Origin of the sequence: Pseudomonas hamedanensis (genome assembly GCF_014268595.2) — a bacterium.
Classification (GTDB): domain Bacteria; phylum Pseudomonadota; class Gammaproteobacteria; order Pseudomonadales; family Pseudomonadaceae; genus Aquipseudomonas; species Aquipseudomonas hamedanensis.
In genome coordinates, this window is the sequence record NZ_CP077091.1 from 3,404,742 (window position 1) to 3,430,635 (window position 25,894).

General features: G+C 60.1%; 13 protein-coding genes. 7 read left to right on the forward strand and 6 right to left on the reverse strand.

All coding sequences use genetic code 11. The features are described 5' to 3' along the window. Positions 1 to 130: 130 nt before the first annotated feature. On the forward strand, positions 131 to 1,354 hold the full coding sequence (gene pncB / locus HU739_RS14775; protein ID WP_186547608.1) for a nicotinate phosphoribosyltransferase: 1,224 nt from the start codon (positions 131 to 133) through the stop codon (positions 1,352 to 1,354). 4 nt (positions 1,355 to 1,358) lie between these two features. Next, positions 1,359 to 2,186, forward strand: coding sequence for an ammonia-dependent NAD(+) synthetase (nadE, locus tag HU739_RS14780; RefSeq protein ID WP_186547610.1), 828 nt, complete (start codon positions 1,359 to 1,361; stop codon positions 2,184 to 2,186). A 111-nt stretch (positions 2,187 to 2,297) separates the two neighbouring features. On the opposite strand, the gene HU739_RS14785 is transcribed toward nadE, so the two are convergent. Together HU739_RS14785 and azu are read right to left on the reverse strand one after the other, a co-directional pair. After that, positions 2,298 to 4,037 carry a hypothetical protein gene (locus HU739_RS14785; RefSeq protein WP_186547613.1) on the reverse strand — a complete coding sequence of 580 codons (1,740 nt, stop codon included), beginning with the start codon at positions 4,035 to 4,037 and terminating at the stop codon, positions 2,298 to 2,300. A 199-nt stretch (positions 4,038 to 4,236) separates the two neighbouring features. Next, positions 4,237 to 4,683 (reverse strand): azurin, encoded by a 447-nt coding sequence (gene azu / locus HU739_RS14790; protein ID WP_186547615.1) that lies wholly within the window; start codon positions 4,681 to 4,683, stop codon positions 4,237 to 4,239. A gap of 339 nt (positions 4,684 to 5,022) precedes the next feature. On the opposite strand from azu, the gene HU739_RS14795 reads away from it, so the two are divergent. Next, positions 5,023 to 5,610 (forward strand): LOG family protein, encoded by a 588-nt coding sequence (locus tag HU739_RS14795; RefSeq protein ID WP_186547616.1) that lies wholly within the window; start codon positions 5,023 to 5,025, stop codon positions 5,608 to 5,610. 67 nt (positions 5,611 to 5,677) lie between these two features. Beyond that, on the forward strand, positions 5,678 to 5,866 hold the full coding sequence (locus tag HU739_RS14800) for a hypothetical protein (protein WP_186547618.1): 189 nt from the start codon (positions 5,678 to 5,680) through the stop codon (positions 5,864 to 5,866). 205 nt (positions 5,867 to 6,071) lie between these two features. Here the strand turns inward: HU739_RS14800 and HU739_RS14805 are convergent, their stop codons facing one another. From HU739_RS14805 to HU739_RS14820, 4 genes are all read right to left on the reverse strand, one after another. Further along, the gene (locus tag HU739_RS14805) at positions 6,072 to 6,962 is read right to left on the reverse strand and encodes a transglutaminase family protein (RefSeq protein ID WP_186547620.1); all 891 of its coding nucleotides are present in this window, start codon (positions 6,960 to 6,962) and stop codon (positions 6,072 to 6,074) included. Beyond that, the gene (locus tag HU739_RS14810; RefSeq protein WP_186547622.1) at positions 6,962 to 9,448 is read right to left on the reverse strand and encodes a circularly permuted type 2 ATP-grasp protein; all 2,487 of its coding nucleotides are present in this window, start codon (positions 9,446 to 9,448) and stop codon (positions 6,962 to 6,964) included. The genes HU739_RS14805 and HU739_RS14810 overlap by 1 nt, the downstream gene beginning before the upstream one ends. Before the next feature lie 88 nt (positions 9,449 to 9,536). Further along, positions 9,537 to 12,812 carry a transglutaminase family protein gene (locus tag HU739_RS14815; protein WP_186547624.1) on the reverse strand — a complete coding sequence of 1,092 codons (3,276 nt, stop codon included), beginning with the start codon at positions 12,810 to 12,812 and terminating at the stop codon, positions 9,537 to 9,539. Between the two features lie 445 nt (positions 12,813 to 13,257). After that, on the reverse strand, positions 13,258 to 15,561 hold the full coding sequence (locus HU739_RS14820) for a YgiQ family radical SAM protein (protein WP_186547626.1): 2,304 nt from the start codon (positions 15,559 to 15,561) through the stop codon (positions 13,258 to 13,260). Between the two features lie 232 nt (positions 15,562 to 15,793). Between HU739_RS14820 and HU739_RS14825 the strand changes: the two genes are divergently transcribed. The 3 genes from HU739_RS14825 (at position 15,794) to HU739_RS14835 (ending at position 25,877) form a co-directional block, all read left to right on the forward strand. Then, entirely contained in the window at positions 15,794 to 18,481 is a 2,688-nt protein-coding gene (locus tag HU739_RS14825; protein WP_186547628.1) for a hypothetical protein, read from the forward strand. A gap of 40 nt (positions 18,482 to 18,521) precedes the next feature. Beyond that, the gene (locus HU739_RS14830; protein WP_225922737.1) at positions 18,522 to 21,104 is read left to right on the forward strand and encodes a hypothetical protein; all 2,583 of its coding nucleotides are present in this window, start codon (positions 18,522 to 18,524) and stop codon (positions 21,102 to 21,104) included. A 333-nt stretch (positions 21,105 to 21,437) separates the two neighbouring features. After that, a complete protein-coding gene (locus tag HU739_RS14835) occupies positions 21,438 to 25,877 on the forward strand; it encodes an NEL-type E3 ubiquitin ligase domain-containing protein (RefSeq protein ID WP_225922738.1) in 4,440 nt (1,479 codons plus the stop codon). Positions 25,878 to 25,894 lie beyond the last annotated feature (17 nt).

Here is a 25,894-nt window from a genome sequence, read left to right on the forward strand (position 1 = left end):
CGAGCAAGCCCGCTCCCACAGTGGATCGGCGGTGTTCTGAAAAAATGCTGGCAATCCCCACCGCTGATATGCGCCACTAGCGCCATCGATATAGACCGCGCAAGGCGCGGCGCAACTGGAGACCCCGTTTATGAGCGAGAGTGTGTTTGCCGATCGCATCGTGCAGAACCTGCTCGACACCGACTTCTACAAGCTGACGATGATGCAGGCGGTGCTGCACAACTACCCCAACGTCGAAGTCGAATGGGAGTTTCGCTGCCGCAACGCCGAGGACCTGCGCCCGTATCTGGCCGAGATCCGTTTCCAGATCGAGCGCCTGGCCGAGCTGAGCCTGAGTGCCGATCAGTTGAGTTTTCTCGAGCGCATCACTTTCCTGAAACCGGATTTCCTGCGTTTTCTCGGTCTGTTCCGCTTCAACCTGCGCTACCTGCACACCGGTATCGAGAACGGCGAGCTGTTCATCCGTCTGCGCGGTCCGTGGCTGCATGTGATTCTCTACGAAGTGCCGCTACTGGCCATCGTCAGCGAAGTGCGCAACCGCTATCGCTACCGCGACACGTCTCTGGAGCAGGCACGCGAACAGCTTTATCGCAAGTTCGACTGGCTGACCGCTAACGCCTCGGCCGATGAACTGGCGCAACTGCAAGTTGCCGATTTCGGCACGCGTCGGCGCTTTTCCTTTGGTGTGCAGGCGGAAGTGGTCAACGTGCTAAAGCACGATTTCCCGGGGCGTTTCGTCGGCACCAGCAACGTACATCTGTCCCGCGAGCTGGACATGAAACCGCTGGGCACCATGGCTCACGAGTGGATCATGGCCCATCAGCAACTCGGCCCGCGGCTGATCGACAGCCAGATTGCAGCGCTTGATTGCTGGGTTCGCGAGTACCGTGGCCTGCTCGGCATCGCCCTCACCGACTGCATCACCACCGATGCCTTCCTCGGCGATTTCGATTTGTTCTTCGCCAAGCTCTTCGACGGCCTGCGCCATGACTCCGGGGACCCGGTGGCCTGGGGCGAGAAGTGCATCGCGCACTATCACAAGCTCGGCATCGACCCGATGAGCAAGACCCTGGTGTTCTCCGACAGTCTGACCCTGCCGAAATCGTTGGAGATTTTCCGCGCGCTGCACGGTCGCATCAATGTGAGCTTCGGCATCGGTACCAACCTGACCTGCGACATTCCGGGTGTCGAACCGATGAGCATCGTGCTTAAAATGACCGCCTGCAACGGCCAGCCGGTGGCGAAGATCTCCGACGAGCCAGGCAAGACCCACTGCAAAGATCCGAATTTCGTCGCCTATTTGCGACACGTGTTCCAGGTTCCTGCCGAATCCAGTCTATCTAGCAAGGAGTGAATTCATGCAAGCCGTACAGCGTGAGATTGCTGAGCAGCTCAAGGTGCAAGCGCCATTCGCCGACGACCAGGCCCTACAGGCGGAAGTGGCCCGGCGCATCACCTTCATCCAGGATTGCCTGGTCAATTCCGGACTCAAGGCCTTGGTGCTGGGCATCAGCGGCGGCGTCGATTCGCTGACCGCAGGCCTTTTGGCCCAACGCGCAATGCGTGAGCTGCGCGAGAAAACCGGCGATGACCGTTACAAATTCATCGCCGTGCGCCTGCCGTACGAAACCCAGTTCGACGAGCACGACGCCAAGGCTTCGCTCGATTGCATCGGCCCTGACGAGATCCACACAGTCAATATCGGCCCGGCGGTCAAAGCGCTGGCTGCTCAGGTCTCTGCTTTCGAAGGCAAACCGGCGGCGTCGGTGGATTTTGTGCTCGGCAATACCAAGGCGCGGATGCGCATGGTTGCGCAGTACACGATTGCCGGCGCGGCTGGCGGCTTGGTGATTGGCACTGACCATGCGGCGGAAGCGGTGATGGGCTTCTTCACCAAGTTCGGCGACGGCGCCTGTGACCTCGCCCCGCTCAGCGGCCTGGTAAAAAATCAGGTTCGCGCGATTGCCCGCAGCTTCGGTGCGCCGGAGTCGTTGGTCGAGAAAGTGCCGACTGCCGACCTTGAAGATCTGTCACCGGGCAAACCGGACGAAGCGGCGCATGGCGTGACGTATACCGAGATTGATGCGTTTCTGCACGGTGAAACGGTGCGTGACGAGGCGGCGAAGATCATTGTCGATACGTACAACAAGACCCACCACAAGCGGGTCATGCCGTTTGCTCCTTGAGGAGGTAAATAACGGCAAAAGCTGCCGCAGGCGGCGATCCGGCTTTCGAGTATGAAAGTCGAATTATCGCTGTCTGCGACAGCTTCGGCCGCGGTACGCGGAGATTTTCGATCAGCGCTCCTGCCGTGCTTCAAGATTTTCGGGGGCTTTGACCGTAATCGTGATCGGTGCAGATTCGCTCCCGAAACGTGCCACTGCCTTGAACACGTATACACCGGGCTCCAGCAACGAAGCTGTTGCTTGCCAGCTACTATCCAAGTCAACGTAAAATGGCATCACAGTTGTCTCACCATTGCGTAACGTTCCTACGAAATGTCCCGCAGCCTTACCCGTGAACGAAAGAGTCGTCACCGTAGTCTCGTCGCCATCCTGCAGATCTTTGCCGTCTCCGCCGATTTCCTGAATTCGCGTGATTTCAGGCTGTTTCGCTTCGCCGACATAGAACTCTATGTGCTGCCCCGGAACGCCCGTCGGTGACTTGGCAGCCAATATATGTCTTGTGTCACTTGAGAAAGCGAGCTCGCCTTCCCAGTTACCATTGAGCACGTCAATGGTCTTGATCACTCCACCTATATCCATCACCTCTACCTTGCTTGAGCTAGCTGTACCGGTAATCGTAAGCTCGGTGTCCGTCGTAACCGTCAGGTGAAATACCCTTCCAGATTCGCCTGTCAGAGCAGTAATAGAAACCCTATCCCCAGGCGCCTCGCTGATAATCACGGTGTAGACCTCAGACTCTTGGCCGTCATCCGCTTGGGCTTTGAGCGCATAGGTCTGGCCATCTGCTAGCTCGAGCTCGCCGCTCCAGCTGCCATCCATCACCATATACGTGTCAATCGGTTCCAAGTCGCCATCTGTCAGCAACGTGATATAGCCGTCCTCTGCCGATCCCATAATCTTCAGCTTGGTGTCTGCGGTAGTTCCCTTGTCCGGTACCAGCGTCCCTTCGGAATCTTCAATCCGGATAATCTTGACTTCGCCTCCGGGCGTTTTACTGACAGTCACGGTGTAGGTGCCAGACTCTTCGCCACCCTCCGCCTGGGCTTTCAGCACGTAAGTTTCGCCAGCGGCGAGCTCAAAATCGCCACCCCAGACGCCATCCGCCGCCGTAAACGTGGCAACCGGCTCCGTGTTGGCACCCTCCAGCAGCTTGATCTCGCCGTCCTCTGCCGAACCGCTGATCTTCAGTTTGGTGTCTGCGGTAGTTCCACCGTCTGCTATGGCCCCTGTCGAATCCTCCAGCGAAGTAATCTTGACCTCGTTTTCGGACACCTTTCCTACTGTAACGGTGTAGATGTCGGAGTCCTTCCTGTCATCCGCCCTTGCTTTGAGTGAGTAGACTTGCCCCGTTGTCAGATTGAGATTGCCGCCCCAACTGCGGTCACGCTCCACCTCAAATGTAGCGATCGGTTCAACGTCAGCACCATTGAGGATCTTTATCTGCCCTTCCTTCGCGAAGCCTTTGATCAGCAGATCCGTCTCTTCAGTCTGGCCTCCGTTTTCTACCGGCCCGCTGGAATCTTCCAGCGTTTGGATGAAGGGTTTCGTTACAACCGAAGTCAACGCAAAGGGATCGGAGGGCTCATCCTCCTCATGGGCCAGCCGATACTCGTGCAGTCCTTCAGGAAGGTTATCTACCAGAAAAAATCCGTCGCCAGCCGCGTTTGTCTGGCTGTTATGTTTGGCGACACCATCGATAAGGAGCTGCAGGATAGCGTTCCCCGGCCCGGTGATGGTGAAGTTGGCTCTTGGGTAAAAAATCACGCTGCCATCGAAAACTTCCTTCCCACCCGCAATCACCTTAGTGATTTTCAGATCCGCAAAGGTCGATTTCCTGCTGTTGCCATCCATGTGGTGAATCCTCTTCGTAATCGCCAAGAACGAGGATTCATCTAACCGCGCCCTTGAAAGAGCGGTCTACTGTTAGAAATAACAGGTATGGGCGCCATTTAGACGAACGGTAAAGATTCGTACACACCACGCCAGACGCAAAAACGCCGCTGGCGGTCATCGCGCAGCGGCGTGTCTGGTGTAAGCGCTGGCCCCAAAATTACTTCAGGGTGACAGTGCCTTTCATCATCGAAATGTGGCCCGGGAACGAGCAGAAGAAACCGTATTTTTCAGCGGCATTCAGCTTCGACACATCGAAGGTCACCGAATCGGTTTCCTTGGCACCGATGATCTTGGTGTGGGCGATGATGCGCGCGTCGCCATCCTTCAGATAATTCTTGTCGATACCGGCTGCCAGGCCGTCCGTAGCGATCGGCTGCATGTCCGCTTCTTTGCTGATCACCAGGTTATGGCCCATGACATTCTTCGGCAGGCTACCGGAGTGGGTCAGTTCGACGGTGAAGGTCTTGCAGCTCTTGTCGATCACGATTTCCTTGGTGTTGAAGGACATCTGATCGGTGGAGTCAACGGTGGTTTTGCATTCGGCAGCCATCAATTGGCTGCTGGCCAGCGCCAGCAGGGATACCGCAACAACTTTGGAAAACATGGTGAATCTCCAAGGCAGGGTTAACAAAACACGAGTGGTGGAAAGACTGCCTGAAATCTTCGCAAGTTCCTATGACTTGTGTCAAAGATTGTATACAACTTTCAGGCTATGACACTCATCGACACAATCTAACGGCCAGATGACTTGGCCAGACTTATGATCGGCCCATCCATTGAGACGGAGTGCCTGTCATGTTTTTTAACGGTCTGTTGTGCAGCTTGCTCGCCGCTTACGCCTGTGGCGCCAGCGGCAGCTTTGAATCGCCCGAACGCGAAGTTTAGCCCTTGGATCGAAGCTCGCCAGCCATTACCCTGTGACGGATTGACTCAGGAGTAAGGCATGTCTTTGAAGTCCGTGTGTGTTTTTTGTGGTGCCAACGCCGGCAGCGTTGCGGCTTACACCGAAGCGGCTGTCGCCCTCGGCCGGGTGCTAGCCGAACGTCAGTTGACGCTGGTTTACGGCGGTGGCGCCGTGGGTTTGATGGGCGTTGTCGCTGACGCCGCACTGGCCGCCGGCGGCGAAGTGATCGGCATCATCCCGCAGAGCCTGATGGACAAGGAAATCGGCCACAAAAGCCTGACGCGCCTGGAAGTGGTCGATGGCATGCACGCGCGCAAGGCGCGGATGGCCGAACTCAGCGATGCGTTTATCGCCCTGCCCGGCGGTCTCGGCACACTGGAAGAGCTGTTCGAAGTCTGGACGTGGGGTCAGCTCGGCTATCATGGCAAGCCGCTGGGTCTGCTGGAAGTAAACGGTTTCTACAGCAAACTCACGGCTTTTCTCGACCATATCGTCGGCGAAGGCTTCGTTCGTGCGCCACACCGTGACATGCTGCAAGTGAGCGAATCGCCAGATACCCTGCTTGATGCGCTCGATCAATGGCAGCCGACCGTCACGCCAAAGTGGGTCGATCAAAAACCCGGTTAACCCCCGGACGCCGATACAGGGCAGAATACGCGCCGCTCAACCTCACCTTCGACCTAGAGGATCGCCCATGGCCAAACCCAATTACTCCTTCGCCAAACGTCAACGAGACCTGGCAAAGGAACAGAAGAAAGAGGAAAAGCTTCAGCGCAAGAAACAAACCGCTGAGGAAGCGGCACTGAACCCCGACGGTGAAGTGGCGACGGATGATGATGTTGATGCACCCGATGCACCGAAAGAGCAGGCGCCCGACGCCTGAGCCCCACCGGGTTTGATGATCGAATCAGACCCTGCGGATTTGTGACAGGGCTGGCGGTTTTGCTGCCGGCCCTCACAGCCCTCCTCAAAACACCCCATTTCCCTTGTAGGAGTGAGCCTGCTCGCGATAGCGGTGTGTCAGGTAAAACATTCGCTGCTGACACACCGCTATCGCGAGCAGGCTCACTCCTACAGTTTGATCTGCGTTATTCCTGAGGCATCACCGTAACCCGCACTTCCGGGTCGTGATTACCCCCACCAAGAATCACCCCGCGCAACGGCGACACATCAGAAAAGTCACGGCCCCAGGCCAAGGTGATGTGTTCCAGCGCCGGCTGCACGTTGTTGGTCGGATCAAAATCCACCCACCCGAGCACCGGGCAAAACACCGAAACCCAGGCATGGGACGCATCGGCGCCGATCAGGCGTGGCTGCCCCGGTGGTGGCTGGGTCAGCAGGTAGCCGCTGACATAACGCGCCGCCAGCCCGCGCGAGCGCACGCAAGCCAGCATCAAGTGCGCGAAGTCTTGGCACACACCACGCCGACGCTCCAGCACTTCTACCAGCGGCGTCGCCACCTGGGTGGCTTCGGCATCGAAGGTGAATTCGCTGAAAATCTTCTGCATCAAGTCCTGCACACCCAGCAGCAGCGGACGTCCAGCCGGGAAACAGCTTTGTGAAAACTCGACGAAGCTGCGCTTCAAGTGCACATAGGGCGACTGGAACCGGTAGCGACAGGCTTCAAGCAAGTCGGCAGATAACGGCTGGCTACTGTAGGTGAGCGCATCACGGGTCTGCTCCCACGCCGGCGATTGATTGAAATCCAGCGCAGGACGCGCCAGCACTTCAACGGTGAGCCGCGCGTTGACCTGCAACTGATCATGCGGTCGCTCGAACGCCAGCCGGGTCAGCGGATTGCCAAACACGTCCAGCTCATCACGCCGCACCGTCGGCTCCGGACTGATCAGCAGTTGCTGTTCGGTGCAGCGCTGCCAGTCGCACTCACGTGGCCACAGATGCGCCAGTTGCTGCGCGAGGGATACCGGGCTGTCGTAGTGATAGCTGGTGTCGTGAAAGATCTGGTAATGGGCGCTCATCAGACGGACACCGTGCGCTGGCTGACATCATCGACATGTGCGAAATGGCGCAGGGCCAACCGGTCCGAGACTTGTCCGCTGGCCTCGGCAATGTCTTGCAGCAGATCCGCCAGGCCGTCGAGCGCGGCACGCACGCTGGACTTGCCGAACAACGGGTTTTCCAGGCAACCCAGCTCAAACCGCGACAGGCGCTCGACCAGCTGCGGCAAACCGGTTTCGCGGGGAGCGCCGAAATCGTCGTTCAAGCGTTTCAACGTGCGGGTGACCAGTTTCAACTGAAACAACACCGCGTGCGGGTTCTGATCATCCAGCAGCAACAGATCGAGGACCGGAATCAATTGCGCCACCGCCAGATATCGCGAGCGGTAGGTGATGCTGCTGTTACCCAGTTCGAGCAGCCATTCCAGCCCCGCTTGATCGAACGCACCCGCGCCGCGCAGAAACGCGGCCAGACTGGCGCTGAGAAACTGCAGGCGCTCGATGCGCCGGCCGATCATCAGAAAGCGCCAGCCTTCGTCGCGGGTCATGTCATCCAGCGCAAACCCCGACAGCGCCGCCAGCGACATCACCAGACGGTTGAGGAAATCCAGCAGTTCGCCAAAATCCGGCTGGTCGGTGTCCAGCTCCATGGCTTCACGCTGCAATTCAACCAGCGCTTGCCAGTTCTCCCGGGAGAGCTTGCCGCGCACCTGCGAGGCAGCCCACTGCAAGCGTTGCAGGTTGGCGCGCAGGCTGAACGACCAGTCCTCGCCCAACAGCGCAGCGAGCAGGCGTTCCGGCAGCTCACCCTCGTCCGGCAGCAACGCCAGCCGTTCGCCAAGATCGACCGCCGCCTGCAACGCCTGCGGATCATCGCCATCGACGTAGCGCGCCAGCATGATGCGCAGCAGCCGCGCGCTGTCATCGCAGCGTTCACAATAACGGCCGAACCAGAACAGGTTCTCCACCACCCGCGAGGGCAGGTAAGGATCGCGCCGCACCAGATCGTGCACACCAATATTGCGCTGCGCCTTCCACTGCTCGCCACTCGGCGCACGGTCGCCCAGCACCCAGGTGTCCTTGCTCGCACCGCCGCGCTGCATCGACACCACTTCGGCATCGGCGTCGGCCGCCACGCGTGTCAGCCCGCCGGGCAGCACGCGGTAGCCGTCGTGACTGGCCACTGCGTACATGCGCATGCCGATTGCCCGGGGTTGCACATGGCCTTCTTCAGCTTGCCAGACCGGCGCCTGCGAGAGCTGCGCCAGTTCCTGGGCGACATAGGCATAGGGCCGCGCCTGCATGCGCTCCGCCAGTGCGTGGCGCTGTGTTTCATTAAGGTCCCGGCCAAAAACCGGAGCGAAGCTTTGCGAAGGGAACGCGGGTTTGATCAACAGCTCCGGGAGTTTTTCCAGTGCCTGCGCCAGCACCGGCGCTTCACCGCACCACCAGGTCGCAATGGACGGCAGGATCAGTTCCTCGCCGAACAGGTACTGATTGATCTTCGGTAGAAACCCCAGCAGCCCCGGGGATTCCAGGACTCCGCTGCCCAGCGCGTTGGCGACCAGCACCCGCCCCTGACGCACCGCCTCGAGCAGACCGGGGACGCCCAGCGCCGAATCGGTACGCAGTTCCAGCGGATCGCAGAAATCGTCGTCGAGGCGGCGCATGATCGCGTGCACCCGGCGCAGACCGCTGAGGGTTTTCAGGTACACCGTGGCATTGCGCACGGTCAGATCACCGCCTTCGACCAGTGGATAACCAAGCTGGCGGGCGAGGTACAGATGCTCGAAGTAGCTTTCGTTGAAACGCCCCGGCGTCAGCAGGACCACCAGCGGCGTGTCGTCCTCGCCGGGCGCCTGTCGCGCCAGGGTTTCCTGCAACGTGCGGAAGAACCCGGCCAGGTGCTGAACCTTCAGATCGCGGTACAGCTCGGGGAAGGCACGTGAAACGATGGTGCGGTTTTCCAGCGCATAACCCGCGCCGGACGGCGCCTGGGTGCGATCGGCGGTGACCCACCAGCGACCGTCCGGCGTGCGCGCCAGATCCACGGCGTACAGGTGCAGGAAGGCCGACTCCGGTGGAGCGATGCCCTGACAGGGCCAGAGAAAATTGTTGTGGCCGAACACCAGTTCTGCCGGCAGCAGGCCTTCGCTGATCAGCCGTTGCGGGCCGTACAGATCCGCCAGCACGGCATTGAGCAGCCGGGCGCGTTGCGCGATGCCGGCCGCCAGGTGCTGCCATTCATCGGCAGCGATCACATGGGGCAACAGATCCAGTTCCCACGGCCGATCAGCCCCTTTCGGATCGGCATAGACGTTGTACGTGACGCCGTTTTCCTGAATCTGCCGCGTCAGCAAGGCCTGCCGCTGCACCAGTTGCGCGGGACTGCTGCGCTGTAACTGATCGAACAGCCGCTGCCAATGCGGGCGCACCGCGCCGCTGCCGTCGAGCAGTTCGTGATAAGTACCCGCGCTCAGCGGGTAGCGGTCTAGCAGGTCAGGCATGGAAAGCTCGGCAGACAGCAGGGAACGGTCAGACTAACGCAGGCACATGACGTGCGGATAGTTGAAAAATCCGCATGAAATGTATGACTCAGAAACGGCGCAGATCGATTGTCATCGGCAGCTCGTCACTGATTTCCACTTTCGGTATCGGAAGTTTCCCTGGCGTGTGGCCGAGACGGAAAAACCGCGCCATGCGCCGACTCTCTGCTTCATTGGCATTGACTGGCAACGTCTCGTAATTGCGCCCACCGGGGTGGGCAACATGATATTGGCAACCGCCCAGCGAACGGCCCATCCAGGTGTCGAGCAGGTCGAACACCAGCGGTGCGTGCACCGGGATGGTCGGGTGCAGGCAGTTGGCCGGTTGCCAGGCGCGATAACGCACCCCGGCGACGAACTCGCCGACACGACCGGTCGGGTGCAACGGTACCGCGACACCATTACAGGTCAGCAGATACCGCTGCGGCGTCAGGCCGTTGAGTTTGACCTGCAAACGCTCCAGCGACGAATCGACATAGCGCACCGTGCCGCCCGCCGTACCCTCCTCGCCCAGCACGTGCCAAGGTTCAAGAGCTTGCCGCAATTCCAGCTCGATGCCGTTGACGGCGTAATCGCCGACCTTGGGAAAACGAAATTCCAGATGCGCGGCGAACCACTCCGCGCGCAACGGATAACCGGCGTTGTTGAGGTCGACAATGACGTCGGCGAAATCCTGCTCGATAAAGTGCGGCAGCAGGAAGCGATCGTGCAGCTCGGTGCCCCAGCGCGCCAGTTTCGGCGGTGCGTAAGGCTCGCGCCAGAAGCGTGCGACCAAGGCTCGCAGCAACAACTGCTGAGCCAGACTCATGCGCGCATGCGGCGGCATTTCAAAGGCGCGCAGTTCCAGCAAGCCGAGACGCCCGGTGGCGCCGTCTGGCGAATAAAGTTTATCGATGCAGAATTCGGCACGATGGGTATTGCCGGTGACATCGATCAGCAAATGGCGCAACAGTCGATCGACCAGCCACGGCGCGCACTCTGCGCCCGGTTCGGGCATTTGTGCGAAGGCAATTTCCAGTTCGTACAACGCGTCATTACGCGCCTCATCGACCCGTGGCGCCTGGGAGGTCGGGCCGATGAACAGCCCGGAAAACAGGTACGACAGCGATGGATGGTTGTGCCAGTAACTGATCAGGCTGCGCAGCAGATCCGGCCGACGCAGAAAGGGTGAATCCGCTGGTGTTGCGCCGCCAAGAACGAAATGGTTGCCGCCACCGGTGCCGGTGTGGCGTCCATCGATCATGAATTTCTCGGTGGTCAGGCGGGTTTGTCGCGCTTGTTCATAGAGGAATTCAGTGCGCTCGACCAACTCGTCCCAAGTCGCCGACGGCTGCACATTGACCTCGATCACGCCAGGGTCCGGAGTGATGCGGAAATTGTTCAGACGTGGATCGCTCGGCGGCTCGTAGCCCTCCAACAGCACCGGGCAGCGTAGCTCCGCAGCGGTAGCTTCGATGGCCGCGACCAGTTCCAGATAATCCTCGACGCGCTCCAGCGGCGGCATGAACAGATAGAGCCGTCCCTCGCGGGCCTCGGCACAAAATGCGGTGCGGGTCAGCCAGTCGGCGGACTCATCGATTTTCGGCACGCGTTCATCCACCGCAGCAGGTTCGCCATGAACACCAAGCTGCGCGGGATCCGGCAGTTCAGCAAAGTCCTGATTCGGATCGTTGGGATGGATGAACGGATATTCCGCCGCTTTCACCCAAGGCTGCGACGCCAGCGGCAGGCGATACCCCAGCGGCGAATCGCCGGGCACCAGACGGCAATGTTCATCGCGCAGATACCAACGCCCGCTCTGCCATTGATCGCCCTTGGCCATGCGCGCCAATGGCAACACCTGACCGATCACCTTGTTCAGGCCCTGACTGAAGACTTTGCGCAGCCGGGCGCGCTCCAGCGGCTCCTCCAGACGCGAATCTTCGGCACTGACATTGCCGGGCAAGGTGCCTTCGCGCCAGAGGTAATAGAAATTGTCCTCGTAGGCCGGGAAGACAAAACGTGCGGGTAATTTCAGCCGCTCGGCGACGCTCGCCAGAAAGCGTCCGGCCAAAGCGCCATCGGCACCATAATCCTCCTGCTCGTCAGCGATCAGCGCAGTGTTTTGCCAGATCGGCACGCCATCGCGGCGCCAATAACAATTGAGCGACCAGCGCGGCAATTGCTCACCGGGATACCACTTGCCCTGGCCGAAATGCACCAAGCCCTCAGGCGCGTAGTGACTGCGCAGACGCTGGAACAATTCGGCCGATAGCCGGCGCTTGTCCGGCCCCAGCGCGGCGGTGTTCCACTCGGCGCCGTCGGGATCGTCGATGGACACAAAGGTCGGCTCGCCGCCCATGGTCAGGCGCACATCGCCTTCGAGCAGATCGGCGTCGATCTGCTTGCCCAATGCCTGGATCGCCAGCCATTGCTCATCGGTGTAGGGCCTGGTGACGCGGGGCGCCTCCCAGATTCGCTCGACTGACATGTCGTGGCTGAACTGACACTCACACGGTTCGACCAGACCACTGATCGGCGCCGCCGAGGACGGATCGGGACTGCAGGCCAACGGAATATGTCCTTCGCCGGCGAACAGCCCGGAGGTGGCGTCAAGGCCGATCCAGCCCGCACCCGGCAGGTACACCTCGCACCAGGCGTGCAGGTCGGTGAAGTCGACGTCGGTGCCGGACGGGCCGTCGAGGCTCTTCACATCGGCGGTCAGTTGAATCAGGTAGCCGGAGACAAACCGTGCGGCCAGCCCAAGATTGCGCAACAGCTGCACCAATAGCCACGCGGAGTCGCGGCAAGAGCCAGAGGCCTGTTCGAGGGTGTGCTCCGGGGTTTGTACACCCGGCTCCATGCGAATCAGATAACCGATGTCTTCGCTCAGCCGCTGATTGAGCGCGACCAGAAAATCCACTGCCGGCAGCGGCGTGCGGTCGATACCGTCCAGATAGGCCTTGAACGCCGGCGTCAGCGGCAGGGTTTCGAGGTACGGCGCCAGTTCCTTGCGCTCGTCGGTGGCATATGTAAAAGGAATGTACTCGGCGTAGGGTTCGAGGAAAAAGTCGAAGGGGTTGAACACCGCCATCTCGGCCAGCAGGTCGACTTCAATGCGCAGCTCACTGGTTTTCTCGGGGAATACCAGACGCGCGAGGTAGTTGCCCTGAGGGTCCTGCTGCCAGTTGATGAAGTGCTGCTCGGGCGAAACTTTCAGCGCATAGGACAGAATCCGCGTGCGGCTGTGAGCAGCCGGGCGCAGGCGTACGATCTGCGGGCCGAGTTCGACAGCGCGGTCGTAGCGGTAATGCGTGACGTGATGCAATGCGACATGAATCGACACGGCGTGCCTCCTGCGAGCCTGGGCGTATGGGAAAGCGCGCAAGACTTATGCCATGCACAGGTCCGGGCGATTTCGCGAAATGCTCAAGGCAGTACAGCACCAAAACCGGGCGATGCGGGGAAATGCTTTGGTGAGTTTGCTTCTATTTGTGGCAGGCATGGGATGCAGGCTGCCTGAGCAGGCCTCTTCGCGAGCAGGCTCGCTCCCACATTCGCAATGCAGCCCCTGTGGGAGCGAGCCTGCTCGCGTAGAGGCCAGTGGCTTCAACCCTCTTTTTCTTCTCGTTCCCTCGCTCTGCGCGGGAATGCAGCCCTTGACGCTCTGCGTCATAGCTTCGCTCGAACTGACACCGGGTGAAGGCTGGGACGCGGAGCGTCCCAAGAGGCATTCCACGCAGAGCGTGGGGACGATCAGCAAAACGCCAACCCGAAGGTTGGCGTTCTGTTTAGCGTGGCACTACCGGCTTGCGCGTCGGCTTCGGCCCTTTGCCTTTGGCCGCATCCTTGCGCTCCTTGGCCGCCTGCTGATTGCGGGCGAACGCGGCGGCCTTGGCCTGTTCACGCTTGTCCCAGGGGTTACCGCCATCACTGGCACGCGGCGGCAGGCCGGTGTGCTGGGTGAGGATCTTGGTGGTTTTCTCTTTCGCGACCTTGTGGCTGCCGGCCGGGGTCGAGTTCTTGCGACGGGCGCTCTGGTAGCTGTCAGTCGCCGGCTGATGCGCCGGGATCAGCTGATCCTTGCCCGAACCGATCAGATCGGCCCGGCCCATGCGCACCAGCGCTTCACGCAGCATCGGCCAGCCTTTCGGATCGTGATACCGCAAGAACGCCTTGTGCAGACGACGCTGCTCTTCGCTCTTGACGATGGTCACGCCGTCGCTTTTGTAAGTCACCTTGCGCAGCGGGTTCTTGCCCGAGTGGTACATCGCGGTAGCGGTGGCCATCGGCGAGGGATAGAACGCCTGCACCTGATCGGCACGAAAGCCGTTGCCCTTGAGCCACAGGGCCAGGTTCATCATGTCTTCGTCGGTGGTGCCCGGGTGAGCGGCGATGAAGTACGGAATCAGGTACTGCTCCTTGCCCGCTTCCTTGGTGTACTTCTCGAACATGCGCTTGAACTTGTCATAGCTGCCGATGCCCGGTTTCATCATCTGGTTGAGCGGACCTTCCTCGGTGTGTTCCGGGGCAATCTTCAGGTAACCGCCGACGTGGTGGGTCACCAGCTCCTTGACGTATTCCGGCGACTCGACCGCGAGGTCGTAACGCAGGCCGGAAGCAATGAGGATTTTCTTCACGCCTGGCAACGCACGGGCACTGCGATACAGCTGAATCAGCGACGAGTGGTCGGTGTTCAGGTTCGGACAGATCCCCGGGAACACGCAGGACGGCTTGCGGCACGCGGATTCGATTTCCGGGCTTTTGCAGGCGATGCGGTACATGTTCGCGGTCGGGCCGCCGAGATCGGAAATCACACCGGTGAAGCCCGGGACCTTGTCGCGGATCTCTTCGATTTCGCGAATGATCGACTCTTCGGAACGGTTCTGGATGATCCGGCCCTCATGCTCGGTGATCGAGCAGAAAGTGCAGCCGCCGAAGCAGCCGCGCATGATGTTCACCGAGAAACGGATCATGTCGTAGGCCGGAATCTTCTCCTTGCCGTACGCCGGGTGCGGAACACGGGCGTAAGGCATGCCGAACACGTAGTCCATTTCTTCGGTGGTCATCGGAATGGGCGGCGGGTTGAACCAGACATCGACCTCGCCATGCTTCTGCACCAGCGCGCGGGCGTTGCCCGGGTTGGTTTCCAGGTGCAGCACGCGGTTGGCGTGGGCGTAAAGAACCGGGTCGTTGCGCACCTTTTCCATCGACGGCAGGCGGATCACCGTCTTGTCGCGAGTCATGCGCGGGCTGGCCAGAATCTGCACGACCTTGGCTTCCTGCGGATCCTCGACCGGACCCTTTTCCTGCTCGATGGCGCAGGCCTGAGTGTCCTGAGTATTGACGTACGGGTTGATGATCTTGTCGACCCTGCCCGGACGGTCGATGCGCGTGGAGTCGACTTCGTACCAGCCCTGCGGCGTGTCACGACGGATGAACGCGGTGCCGCGCACATCGGTGATGTCTTCGATCTTGTGGCCCCACGACAGACGCTGGGCGACCTCGACAATGGCCCGCTCGGCGTTGCCGTACAGCAGAATGTCGGCGCTGGCGTCGATCAGGATCGAGTTACGCACGCGATCCTGCCAATAGTCATAGTGAGCGATGCGGCGCAGCGAAGCTTCGATGCCGCCAAGCACGATCGGCACGTGCTTGTACGCTTCTTTGCAGCGCTGGCTGTAGACCAGGCTCGCGCGGTCCGGACGCTTGCCGGCCATGCCACCCGGGGTGTAGGCATCGTCGGAGCGGATTTTCTTGTCCGCGGTGTAGCGGTTGATCATCGAGTCCATGTTGCCGGCCGCGACGCCGAAGAACAGGTTCGGCTCGCCGAGCTTCATGAAATCGTCTTTGGACTGCCAGTTGGGCTGGGCAATGATCCCGACGCGGAAGCCTTGCGACTCCAGCAGCCGGCCGATGATTGCCATGCCGAACGACGGATGATCGACGTAGGCATCTCCGGTAACAATGATGATGTCACACGAATCCCAGCCAAGCTGATCCATCTCCTCCCTGCTCATCGGCAGGAATGGCGCTGGCCCGAAACATTCGGCCCAATATTTTGGATAGTCAAATAACGGCTTGGCTGCTTGCATGTCGACGACCGGTGTTGAAGTGAAAAATCGCGGGCGCGGAATATAGCACAAATTTTGACCAATTCCGACGGCAATGGTCGGTTTCTCGATGAAGCCGCCCGCCACGTCAAACTGCCCGGAAGATGACACGTTTTACCGGAACGCACGACACACAGAACGGCAAGGAAGCCGACCACCCGTCGATATCCGTTTGTGCGGATATCACGGCGTGAACGTTAAAGGATGACAGGCAATGCCACTGAAACCGCCCGCTCGGGGCAAAACCACTGTCGAGGTGCACGTCCAGCCCAGGCCCGGTCCCGACAGCCCGACAATCCGGCCCGATTATCCGTCGCCTCACGGCGGCGGGTCGGTGCACTGGATTCCCACACGGACGTCGACAGGCGGCCGGACAACCGCGGGTACCGACCTTGACGCCATCACGCCTGCGCCTGCGCGGGTCACGGTCAACGCCACAACCGAACCCGGGCCTGCACCTGCGATGGTTGCACGTCCGTTGAAGGATTACTGGATACACCCCTCGATCGTGCTGCCGGCCCCGAATGCCGACGGTATTTCGGTTTACAGGGGACGCCACTACGTGAACGTGCCAGAAAATGGCGCCGTACAGGTGGCTCTGGACCCTGTCTCCGGCCTCTACCAGGCGAAGCTGCCCAACGAGCTGAACCCTTCCGGGCCGAAGCTGCAATCCGATCCCGAAAGCAGAGTCTGGCGACCGGTCGAACAATTGTCGCCCGCGACCTACCCGTTATCTGCGGCACGCTTGCAACGATTTCGCAGCGACCTCGATGTCAGCGACCTGGAACCGGACAGTCATGGCCTGTATTCCACCAACGGGAAACTTTACGCGGTTATCGAGAACCACACCTATCAGATGCTGCACGATCTTGACGCGTCGTCGCCGCACACGACAGTGATGCGCATCGTCCGCCCGGAAGACCCGATCGCCACGCACGAGCACAATGTGTATGTCGCAACACGTGACGGCAGCTCGGAGCCGGTCGTTTTCGACTCTCGCCACGGTTGGCAGGGCATTGTTGTGCCAGGTGCCGCCGGAATGCGGCGCAGTGCAGCGCCCGAACAATTAATAGTTCAGCGCCTGGAAGCGGCGAGCAAGCTTGAACAATTCACCGAGACCATCAATAAAGATCACGATGAAAATCAGCGACTGATAGCTGCATGGATGACCGCAAGGGATTCACAAGGCAATCGAGCCGACATCGTCAAAAACGAAAAACAGGCACTGCGTGAGCGCAAATCACACAATAAGCAAGAGCTGGCGAGGCTTGATGAGGCCTATAACTACTACACAGACAACAAGTCCGTCATAAAGGCTCTCATTACAGAAGCCGTCTACAACCAGAGCGTCATTGCGCTGCAAAAAAGGCAAATGCTCGCCTATCAACAACTGGTCGAATGCAGCCTGACGCGCCGGGCACTCGAGGGCCCTTTGCTCGACGTCCACCCAGACAGGCTCCAGGGGACCATAGACTTCCTGACCCGGATAATCAGCCGGATGAAGGCGCGACAAAGGATTGCCGATAATCTGATTAAAAAATGGCGGCTCTCGCCTGACGACTTGAGTGGCGACATCCTTTCACCCATGGATACTCATAACGTCGTCGCTTCGTGGGTCCTGGCCAAAAGCCTGACGCTGGACAACCCCCAATCGACCGGTACCGCCCCGCAGGCTTCTGAGCTGGCGGCGCAGTTTGGTCAGGCAACGTTTATATATGGCGCACTCGACAGGATTCCAGACGGCTCGCGCCCTGCCGTTCTGAGCGAGCTGTCGGGGCAATGCGCCGCCATCCGCGACTGGTACGAACGACTGGACCTGGCACCTGGCCCGCAACAACTCGCCTCACGCGATGAAATTATCACGCAACTGGAGCTGTTCGAAGAAACGCTCGCGCATCGCCTGAAACGCTATCACGAGAAACAGACTGAGCGTCCAGCGCTGCCCTTCCACGAACAACCAATTGATTTCGACTTCATCCCGCCACAAGACAGAAGCGGCACCGCCCCCCGGCCCAGGCGTATTTTTCGAGCCAAAAAGCACGGCGTCTACAAGATCAATGTCGGCGAATCACGACACACTGCGCAGGGCGAAGAGATTATTGAGGTCCGCAATCCTCTTAACCCCGATCAGCCTTTACAGACCTATGAACGAAGGGCCGGCGAATGGCAACCGGTGCGCACGCCCACGCAAAAGGAGCTGTCAACGCTGATCCAGGAAGCCCGCCAGCATCTGGCGCAGTCGGACGCGCATGTACAGGCGGCCCTGAACGAAGAGCGCCGGAAAAACAATCCGGACAACATCGTCGAAATGCTCGAGAGCAAAGCTAATGTGCTGGATGACCTGGTCCTGGAGCTTCAGCTTTTTGAGCAGACCGACCCTAATGCCGGCGACCTGATACGAAGCTTGAAGGGAGACGGTAAGCGCCTGCGCCAGGAAGGCGAAAACATTCGCCTGCGGATCTACAAGGACAAAAACTTTTTGAGCGCCGAACGGCTGATTTATCTGATCGACAAGGGACAGGTTCGTGTAGTTGAAAACCACCACCGGTCACCACGAGGCAAGGGCCAGAGCAAAGAGTTTCTCGACATCTACTCAATCCACGATGTCACCGATGGCAAAGCGCTCTGGCAAGCGCATTTTCACTACGCGACCCAGCATGCCCCAAAGTCGGACTTCAACGTGCGCGGCGCTCACCTGAAAATCCTTGAGCAGAGTCAGAAAGGGCGTTTATCACAACGCAAAGAAGAAATGGAAGGCCGCAAACACACCCCCATCTGGCGCGAACAACTCGACGGACGCACCGCGCAAAGAATTTTCGATCTGGCGGTGCCTCCCCGAGCCGGTGAAGCCTCCACTTCTTCGCAAACGACACACAACCCACGCGGTCCAGTCGCCGATTGAACGGCGCTGATGCAATCATTGTTTCAAGGATGAACAACACATGGCAGTAAAGCCCTCCACCCGAGTCAATGTCTCGGTCGATGTCCACGCGCCACCGAAGAACCCGGTCGACGGGCATCTGTCCGACACGCCGGTCCGCACCGGCCCTGGCCTGACCACGACGACACGCAATCCGCCACGCACGGACAGCCCGACCGGAACCGCTGACCTGGATGCCATCCTGCCCGCACCGGCAGTAACGGTCAGCGAGCAGCCCCTGACCGTTACGCCTCCGACATCCCCGACGGCGCCGCTGGAGCAATACACACTCAGTGCAAACGCTGCATTGCCGAGCGCCGATGTCGAGGGCTTCAGGACTTTCAAGGGACGCCGCTACGTCGACCTGAACGACGGCCGTGTCGTACAAGTAGCACAAGACCCGGACACGGGGCTGTACCGGGCCAGACTGCCGAGCGAACTCACGCCTTCGGGACCGACGCTGATTCGCGATCGTGACAGCAGGCGCTGGAGATCGATGAATGACAACGATGCCATCGCACCATTGACCGGCACACGTCTGCAGGCCTTCGTCACGGACCTGGACTTCAGCACTGCCACTGCCGACAGCGACGGCGTGTTCCACCATGACGGCAAGCTTTACGTGGTTATCGACAACCGCGGTTATCAGGTCTTGCAGGATCTCGATGCGTCCACGCCGGCGCAAAAAGTCTGGCGTATCGCCCGGTCCCCAGATCCGGTCGCGGCCGACAGTAGCAACGTCTATCACGCCAGTCGAATTGGCCAAACGCTGGCCATTACGCGCAATCCGGCCCACATCTGGGTCGCTGCCCACCCCGGACTCAACGGTGGCATGCGGCGTAATCCACAACCGCAAGTGAGCGTCGCCGAGCTGCAAATCATGTACACGGCCATGGCCGCGGCCCACGGTGACTTGAAGCACTCGGCGGCCCGGTACAACACGCTTTTCGCCGAGTCACGGCAACAGGCCGAGGGTAGTGACGCGAAGACCGCCGCGCTGGTCGCCGTCGAGATACAGCTGATCAAGCACGTCAAACTCCAGACCACCTTCGTACAGTCGTTTATCGACAACAAGGACGGCCTGATCCGCGTTAAAACCAGAGCCCTCTACAACGAAGAATTGCACACCTTCCAGCTGGAGCGAGTCGAGTACCTCAACCGGTTGATGGCGGTGATGGATTTGAGGATCAGGCCCACGGTCACGGCACTGACCGCTGACAACTTCAAGAAAATCATCACACACATGAACAAGAAGCTGAAGCTGCTCGAAGACCGCCAAGGGGTCATCGATCAGTTGAGCAAAGCCGCCCCGCGCACCAGTTTTCAGTTCGACGAAGATTTCAACGCTGTTCCGGGCTTCGACCTGGTCAACCGTAACAAGCTGACCGCCTATCTTTGTCTACTCTCGGACAATCCCGAGAACCCGCCGGCAAAAGGCATGCAAACCTTGCTGGCGATTGACCTGTTCGCCAACGATCTGAACAACATTGCCGAACCGCAACAGCCAATGGCACTGATGCTGGCCGACAGTCAGATCAGGGCGGAAAAACAGCACTTTGCGTCACTGCTGTCCTCCGCCAGCCCTGAGAACGCGGGGTATATCAAAGAGATCATCAGTCTTATCGAGCCTTTCGAGCAGCGCATCGACAGCAAACTGAGCGATATCTTCGCCACGTTCCGCCGCCGTGGCGAGCCACTCAGCCTCGATCAGGATATCGACTTCGACTTTGTTCCCAGGCAGACGCTCAGCACCGAAACGGCGACGCCCGCCCCTGCGCGCAAAGTCTTTCGCACGCGCCAGCACGGTCTTTACAAAGTGCTGGTGGGTGAAAAGGAAGTCGCTGCGGATGGCAACATCACCGTCAAAGTGGCGGATCCGTTCCGCCCCGATGGCCAGCCGCAGCGCTACGAAAAACGTCAGGGCGAATGGCTGCCGGTGCGTCCGCAGACTGCCGAAACGCCCAAGCCCCTGCTTGTTGCGCAGGCGCACCGTTTGCTCAGCGACGTCGCCGGCCACCTTGCCGAGGCCAAGACTCGGGAATCGCGACATGACAATCCCACGGACATTCTCGAATACCTGGGCAAGGCCGCCGACCGGCTCAGTGAGCATGCTCATCAGTTAGCCCATCACCCGGAGGCCGCCGCTGACGCTGAGCTCACGAGCCTCACCGATCGTCTGCGCAGCGCAGGCGATTCGCTGAGCGCCGAAGGCCAACGGGTTCTGGTGCGCATGTACAAAAACCGGGACGTGCTGGACATCATGCGCCTGAACTATCTACTCGATCATGCAGCACTCAGCGTGACCTGCACCGTAGAGCGCAAACAAATCGGCAAAGGCCGCGACAAGTCGTTCCTGGACGTTTATTCCATCAGCGACCGCGCCGATGACGCGCCACTGTGGGAAGCGCATTTCCACTATGACAAACACGACAGCCTGGCCCTCAACTTCACGGTCAAGGGCGGGCACCTCAAAACGCTTGAACAGGCCGGACGGGGCGCATCCTCCCAGCGCCGGGATGAGCAGGCCGGTCTGCCCCATGTGGCGATCTGGCGCGAAACGATCGACGGTCGCACGGCCCGCAAAATATTCGATCTGGCGACATGAAGTCGCCAGGCATGTAACCAGCCGATTCAGCCCTGCAGTGCTGACGTCGAACATCAGGCAATGACGCCGAATGTCCCTTCAGTGCGCCACTCGCGCAACTGACGGGACCATCTTTTCAAGGACATGAAAGTGAAAAACAAACCACCCGTCAGAGAGACCACCACAGTCGAAGTCAGCCCGTCGGTGACGACACGGCCCATCCCCCATTCGCGGGAATTCGACCCCCACGCGCGGACAGACACGGGTTCACTTGCCATTTCACGCGAGAATCTGCCGACATCGACAAGGACCGCTAACGAGGCCGAGCTGGATGCCATCCTTCCCGCGCCGCGAGTGACCGTCAACGAATTCGATCCGCCCGCACAACCGCCTGCCACGCCTGCACCACAACCCCTTGAACACTACCGGGTACCTGCCACCGCACGGCTTCCAGCTCCCGACGAACGAGGCCTGCGGACATTCAAGGGACGCCACTATGTCGACTTGCCCGACGGCTTGGTCGTACAGGTCGCGACGGACGCGCAAACGGGTCTGGTACGCGCCACCTTGGCCAACGAACGACTACCCTCCGGCCCGGAGCTGGTGCGCGATGCCATCAGCGGACGCTGGGAAGTGCGCAGCGACCTGGAGCCGATCCTCTTCCCGCTGTCCGCAAGTCGGCTGGAAGCGTTCCGGACTGCACTGGATTTTACCGGCGTCGAACCTGGCGGCGACGGTACGTTTCACCACGATAACAAGCTCTATGTGGTCATCGGTGAGCACGCCTATCAGGTTCTGCACGATGCTGACTCGTCATCACCGTCAGTACCGGTGCTGCGGATCGTGCGCACTGAAGATCCGGTTGCCCATGACGAAGGCAACCGGTACGTGGCCTCCCGCCCGGGTCGCTCGCAAGCGATCGTTCGCGACCCTCGCGACGGCTGGGTCGGCGTCAACGTGGCAGGGGTTGGCGGCATGCGCCGTGGCGAACCGCAACGAACGCTGTCGCAACGACTGGCGGACCGGTTTGCCACGCTTGCCAACCGCCTGCACAGCCCGGAGTCGCGCGTGCGAAAGCTGTTTCCGACGTTTGACGAGCAGCAGATCGCTGCCTATGTGCGTTCGCTGGGGGACGATGTCGCAGGTGCACTGACGCGGCGTGAAGCCGATTACAAAACCCTGAAAAACGCTCTGCAGGACTGGACCGGGACCAACGCGCAATCGCCGGCCATCAAGGCGTGGGCGCAACGGGTTGCGCTGGAGATCAAACGCTGCTGGCGCCATGAGACCGGCGCAATCCTGAAGCTGACTGGCGCCAGCGCGACGCTGCCGGCACTGACAGCAGATTTCAGCCACGTGCGCACGCTGGAGCTGAACGGGATCCTTTGGTCAGGCACTGGCGAAACGTTTCTTAACGGTTTTTCCGGCCTGCAACGCCTGTCCATCACCGATTGCGGACTGGATAAGCTGCCCGCTGCCATGACCGGAATGCCCGATCTGCAGACGCTGGATCTGCATGCCAATCGCCTGGAGCTCGACGAACAATCCGCCGCCGCCCTGGGCACGATGGTGACTCTGGAGCACATCGACCTGTCCGCTAACCCGTTGGGCAGACACCCTGACTTCAGCGCCATGTCGCGACTCAAGACACTGAATCTGCGTAGCACGCAATTGGAGCAATGGCCCATCGGCCTGACGCAGCACAGCGGCCTCGAGCGGCTCGACCTGCGCGACAATCTTCTGCGCGAGGTGCCTGAGGCACTCGTCGCGCCGGCTGCTGATCAGTTTGAACGGATCTACCGGATCAACGCCGTCACGCTGATCGAACGCAACGATTTTCCTGCCGGTTACTGGAAAACGCTGGAAGCATTCTGGCAACGCGTGGCAGCCGCCCCGTCGCATCCGGGCATCGACCCCCTGCCGGGCGCGTTCAGACTCGACAGTGACATTCCCGAAGTGGCGATTGTGCAACGGCTGTATCCGGATAAAACCCCGCAAGAGGCCAGAGCCTACTTAATCGCCTTGGGCGACGATGCAGATACGCTCCTGGCGCAACGGATCGAACAACTGGATTTGCTCGAATCTCAGTTGCAAGGTTATGTCGCGGCCCAAGAGACCGGCACGGCCAGCGGCAGCCCGGGCGAAACATCGGCACGACGCGTCGCCCGGATCATCAAGGCATGCTGGCTCGACGATTCCGTGCAAACGTTGAGGATCACCGCAGGCAGCGGTCCGCTCCCAGCGTTGACGCTGGACTTCAGCCATGTAAAGCGACTCGACCTCTTGTCCATCACCTGGTCGGATGACGCCGACACTTTTCTCGGCAACTTTGCCAATCTGGAGCAGCTGTCCATCAACCAGTGCGGGCTGAAGACGTTACCCGCCGTGGTGGGTGGAATGCACTCTCTGCGCCGCCTGGACCTGAGCGCCAACCGCATTGAACTGGATGAGCCAGGCGCGGCCACACTCAGCGCGCTGAGCCGTCTGACGATCATCGATCTGTCCCATAACCCGTCACTCGATCTGTGTCCGGATTTCAGCGCGATGGCTGGCTTGATTTCGGTGAACATGAACAACACCGGCATCCGTCATTGGCCGACCGGGCTGGAGGACAAATCTGCCCTGACGGGCCTGGACCTGCGCAATAACCGCTTGCGGGAGGTGCCAGGCCATCTGCTTGAGCCGACGCTTGAAAAAATGCCAGGCATCGCCCGGATAAACGGCGCGACACTGCTGCTGGGCAACGATTTCCCGTCCGACTACTGGCGCCACTTCGACGCCTACTGGCGCCAACTGAGCGACGCCTATCCGGAGCTGATGGACCCTCTACGTCCTGATGCCTTCGACAGTGAAAACTCGCTGGCGCAGCGCTATAAAAAACTGTTCCCGGCTAAAAGCATCAAGGCCTGCCGGGAGTTCCTCTGGAATCTGGAAGCGGATAGCGTCAACGGGCGGCTGGAGGCTCTGGAACAGGAGTTCGGCCAGTTGAAAAGTCAGCTCGATGATTGGGTATTTTCCGGAGGCGGCAATCGCCAGCGCTACGTTCGCGCCAATCAGTTACAGATCAACGCTCAGACCCGCAACGACCGTACAGCGGCACGGGATCGCATCATCGCCTGCTGGCGCCGGGAAACCGCGCAAAAGCACGCCGTCGATGGCACGCCGATTGGCCTGGAGCTGGACCTCAGCGGTCTGATACTGCCGACCCTGCCGGACCTGAGCATCGACTTCAGCCACGTCGGCTCACTCAATCTGGCCCGAATGAACCTGGCTGAATCCCCGGAAGGTTTTCTGACGCGCTTTCGGCATCTGCGCTGGCTGGACATGTCGAACAACCGGCTCAGGGAACTGCCGCCGGCCGTTGGGGAAATGCATGCAATGACGCGCCTGTTTCTCCACGGCAACCAGCTCCAGCTGACCGATGAGACGGCCGCGATCCTCGCCGGGCGGGTTACGCTCAGGGCGCTTTGGCTCAACAACAACCCGCAATTGGGCGTCTTGCCGGATTTCAGCCAGATAACGGACATGCGTTCGATCGATCTGTCGACCACGGGCATTTCCAGCTGGCCCAGGGGGCTGTTCGACCAGCCACTGCTGGACTCCATCAACCTGAGCCACAACCGGATCACCACCATTCCGGACTTCGTCACCGCGCCGCCTGCCGATCGCCTGGCGCAATCGGTGCGGGCCAACAACAGCACGCGGGTGACCAATAACCCGCTCGTCGACACCACTGCCGCCCAACTGGCAGGCTATGTTCAACGGCTCAGAGACGCAGGGCTGGCATTGAACCGTGGCCCCAACCTGGTCACGTCCTCACAGCTCGTGGCACGCCAACCCGATCGCAATCCTCTGGAGCTGCGTGAGCAATGGATTAGCGGACTCTCCGCCGACGAGGTCACCGCACGGCGAGCGCAATGGCGGATGTTGCGCGAGCTGGAAGGGTCTGACGGTTTTTTCAACATTATCGAAAGCCGTTCCGGGCATGCTGACTTTCGACGTCAGGTCTGGGAAGTGATCGATGTCATGACCGACAACGATGCGCAATCACGGGCGCTGCGCAGAGAGCTGTTTGATCGAGCTTGCGAAGCGGGTTGTACCGACCTCGCGGCAGCGACCTTTACCGATTTGCAAATCCTCGCGGTAACCCACAAGGCACGTATGCAGGCCCGCCAGGATAAGAACGGAGCGCCACTGGTGACATTGTCCAGAGGGTTGTTCCGCCTGAAACAGGTGGATGACATCGCCGCCGCGCACGTCGCCTCCAGCCGGTTGATTATCAACGATCCGGCAACATCCGAGGCACAGCGCAACGTTCATCGTCGCCGCATACGCGATCAGCATGAAGTGACCATGGCGTATCGCTTCGGCCTGAAGGACCGGCTGCAATTACCGTTTCAGCCACAGGCACTGACTTTTATCCTGATGGCCGAGGTGACACCGGGCATGCTTGAGGTCGCCTATAACAAGGTGATAGTTCTGAATGATTCACCTGAGGAATTTCAGGCGTTGGTGTCCATGGACTTCTGGCAGGATTTCGTCATTTACAAATACCAGACGCAATTCGAAGCCAGTCGGCAGCCCTTTCAGGACCGGCAAGCCGCACTGGACAGCCAGTATGCTCAGGAGCAACTGACCGAAGCCCAGTACATTGCACAGACCAACGATGGGCAGGCACAACTGGCGATTGCCGAAGCGGCGCTGATCCAGGAACTGACCCGGCAAGAGCTGCAACCTCGTACCACCGTCGAGACATCGCCTGCCGATGAATCGGCGGCTCAGACGCCTGCCTGAGCCGGCGGTATCAGGCA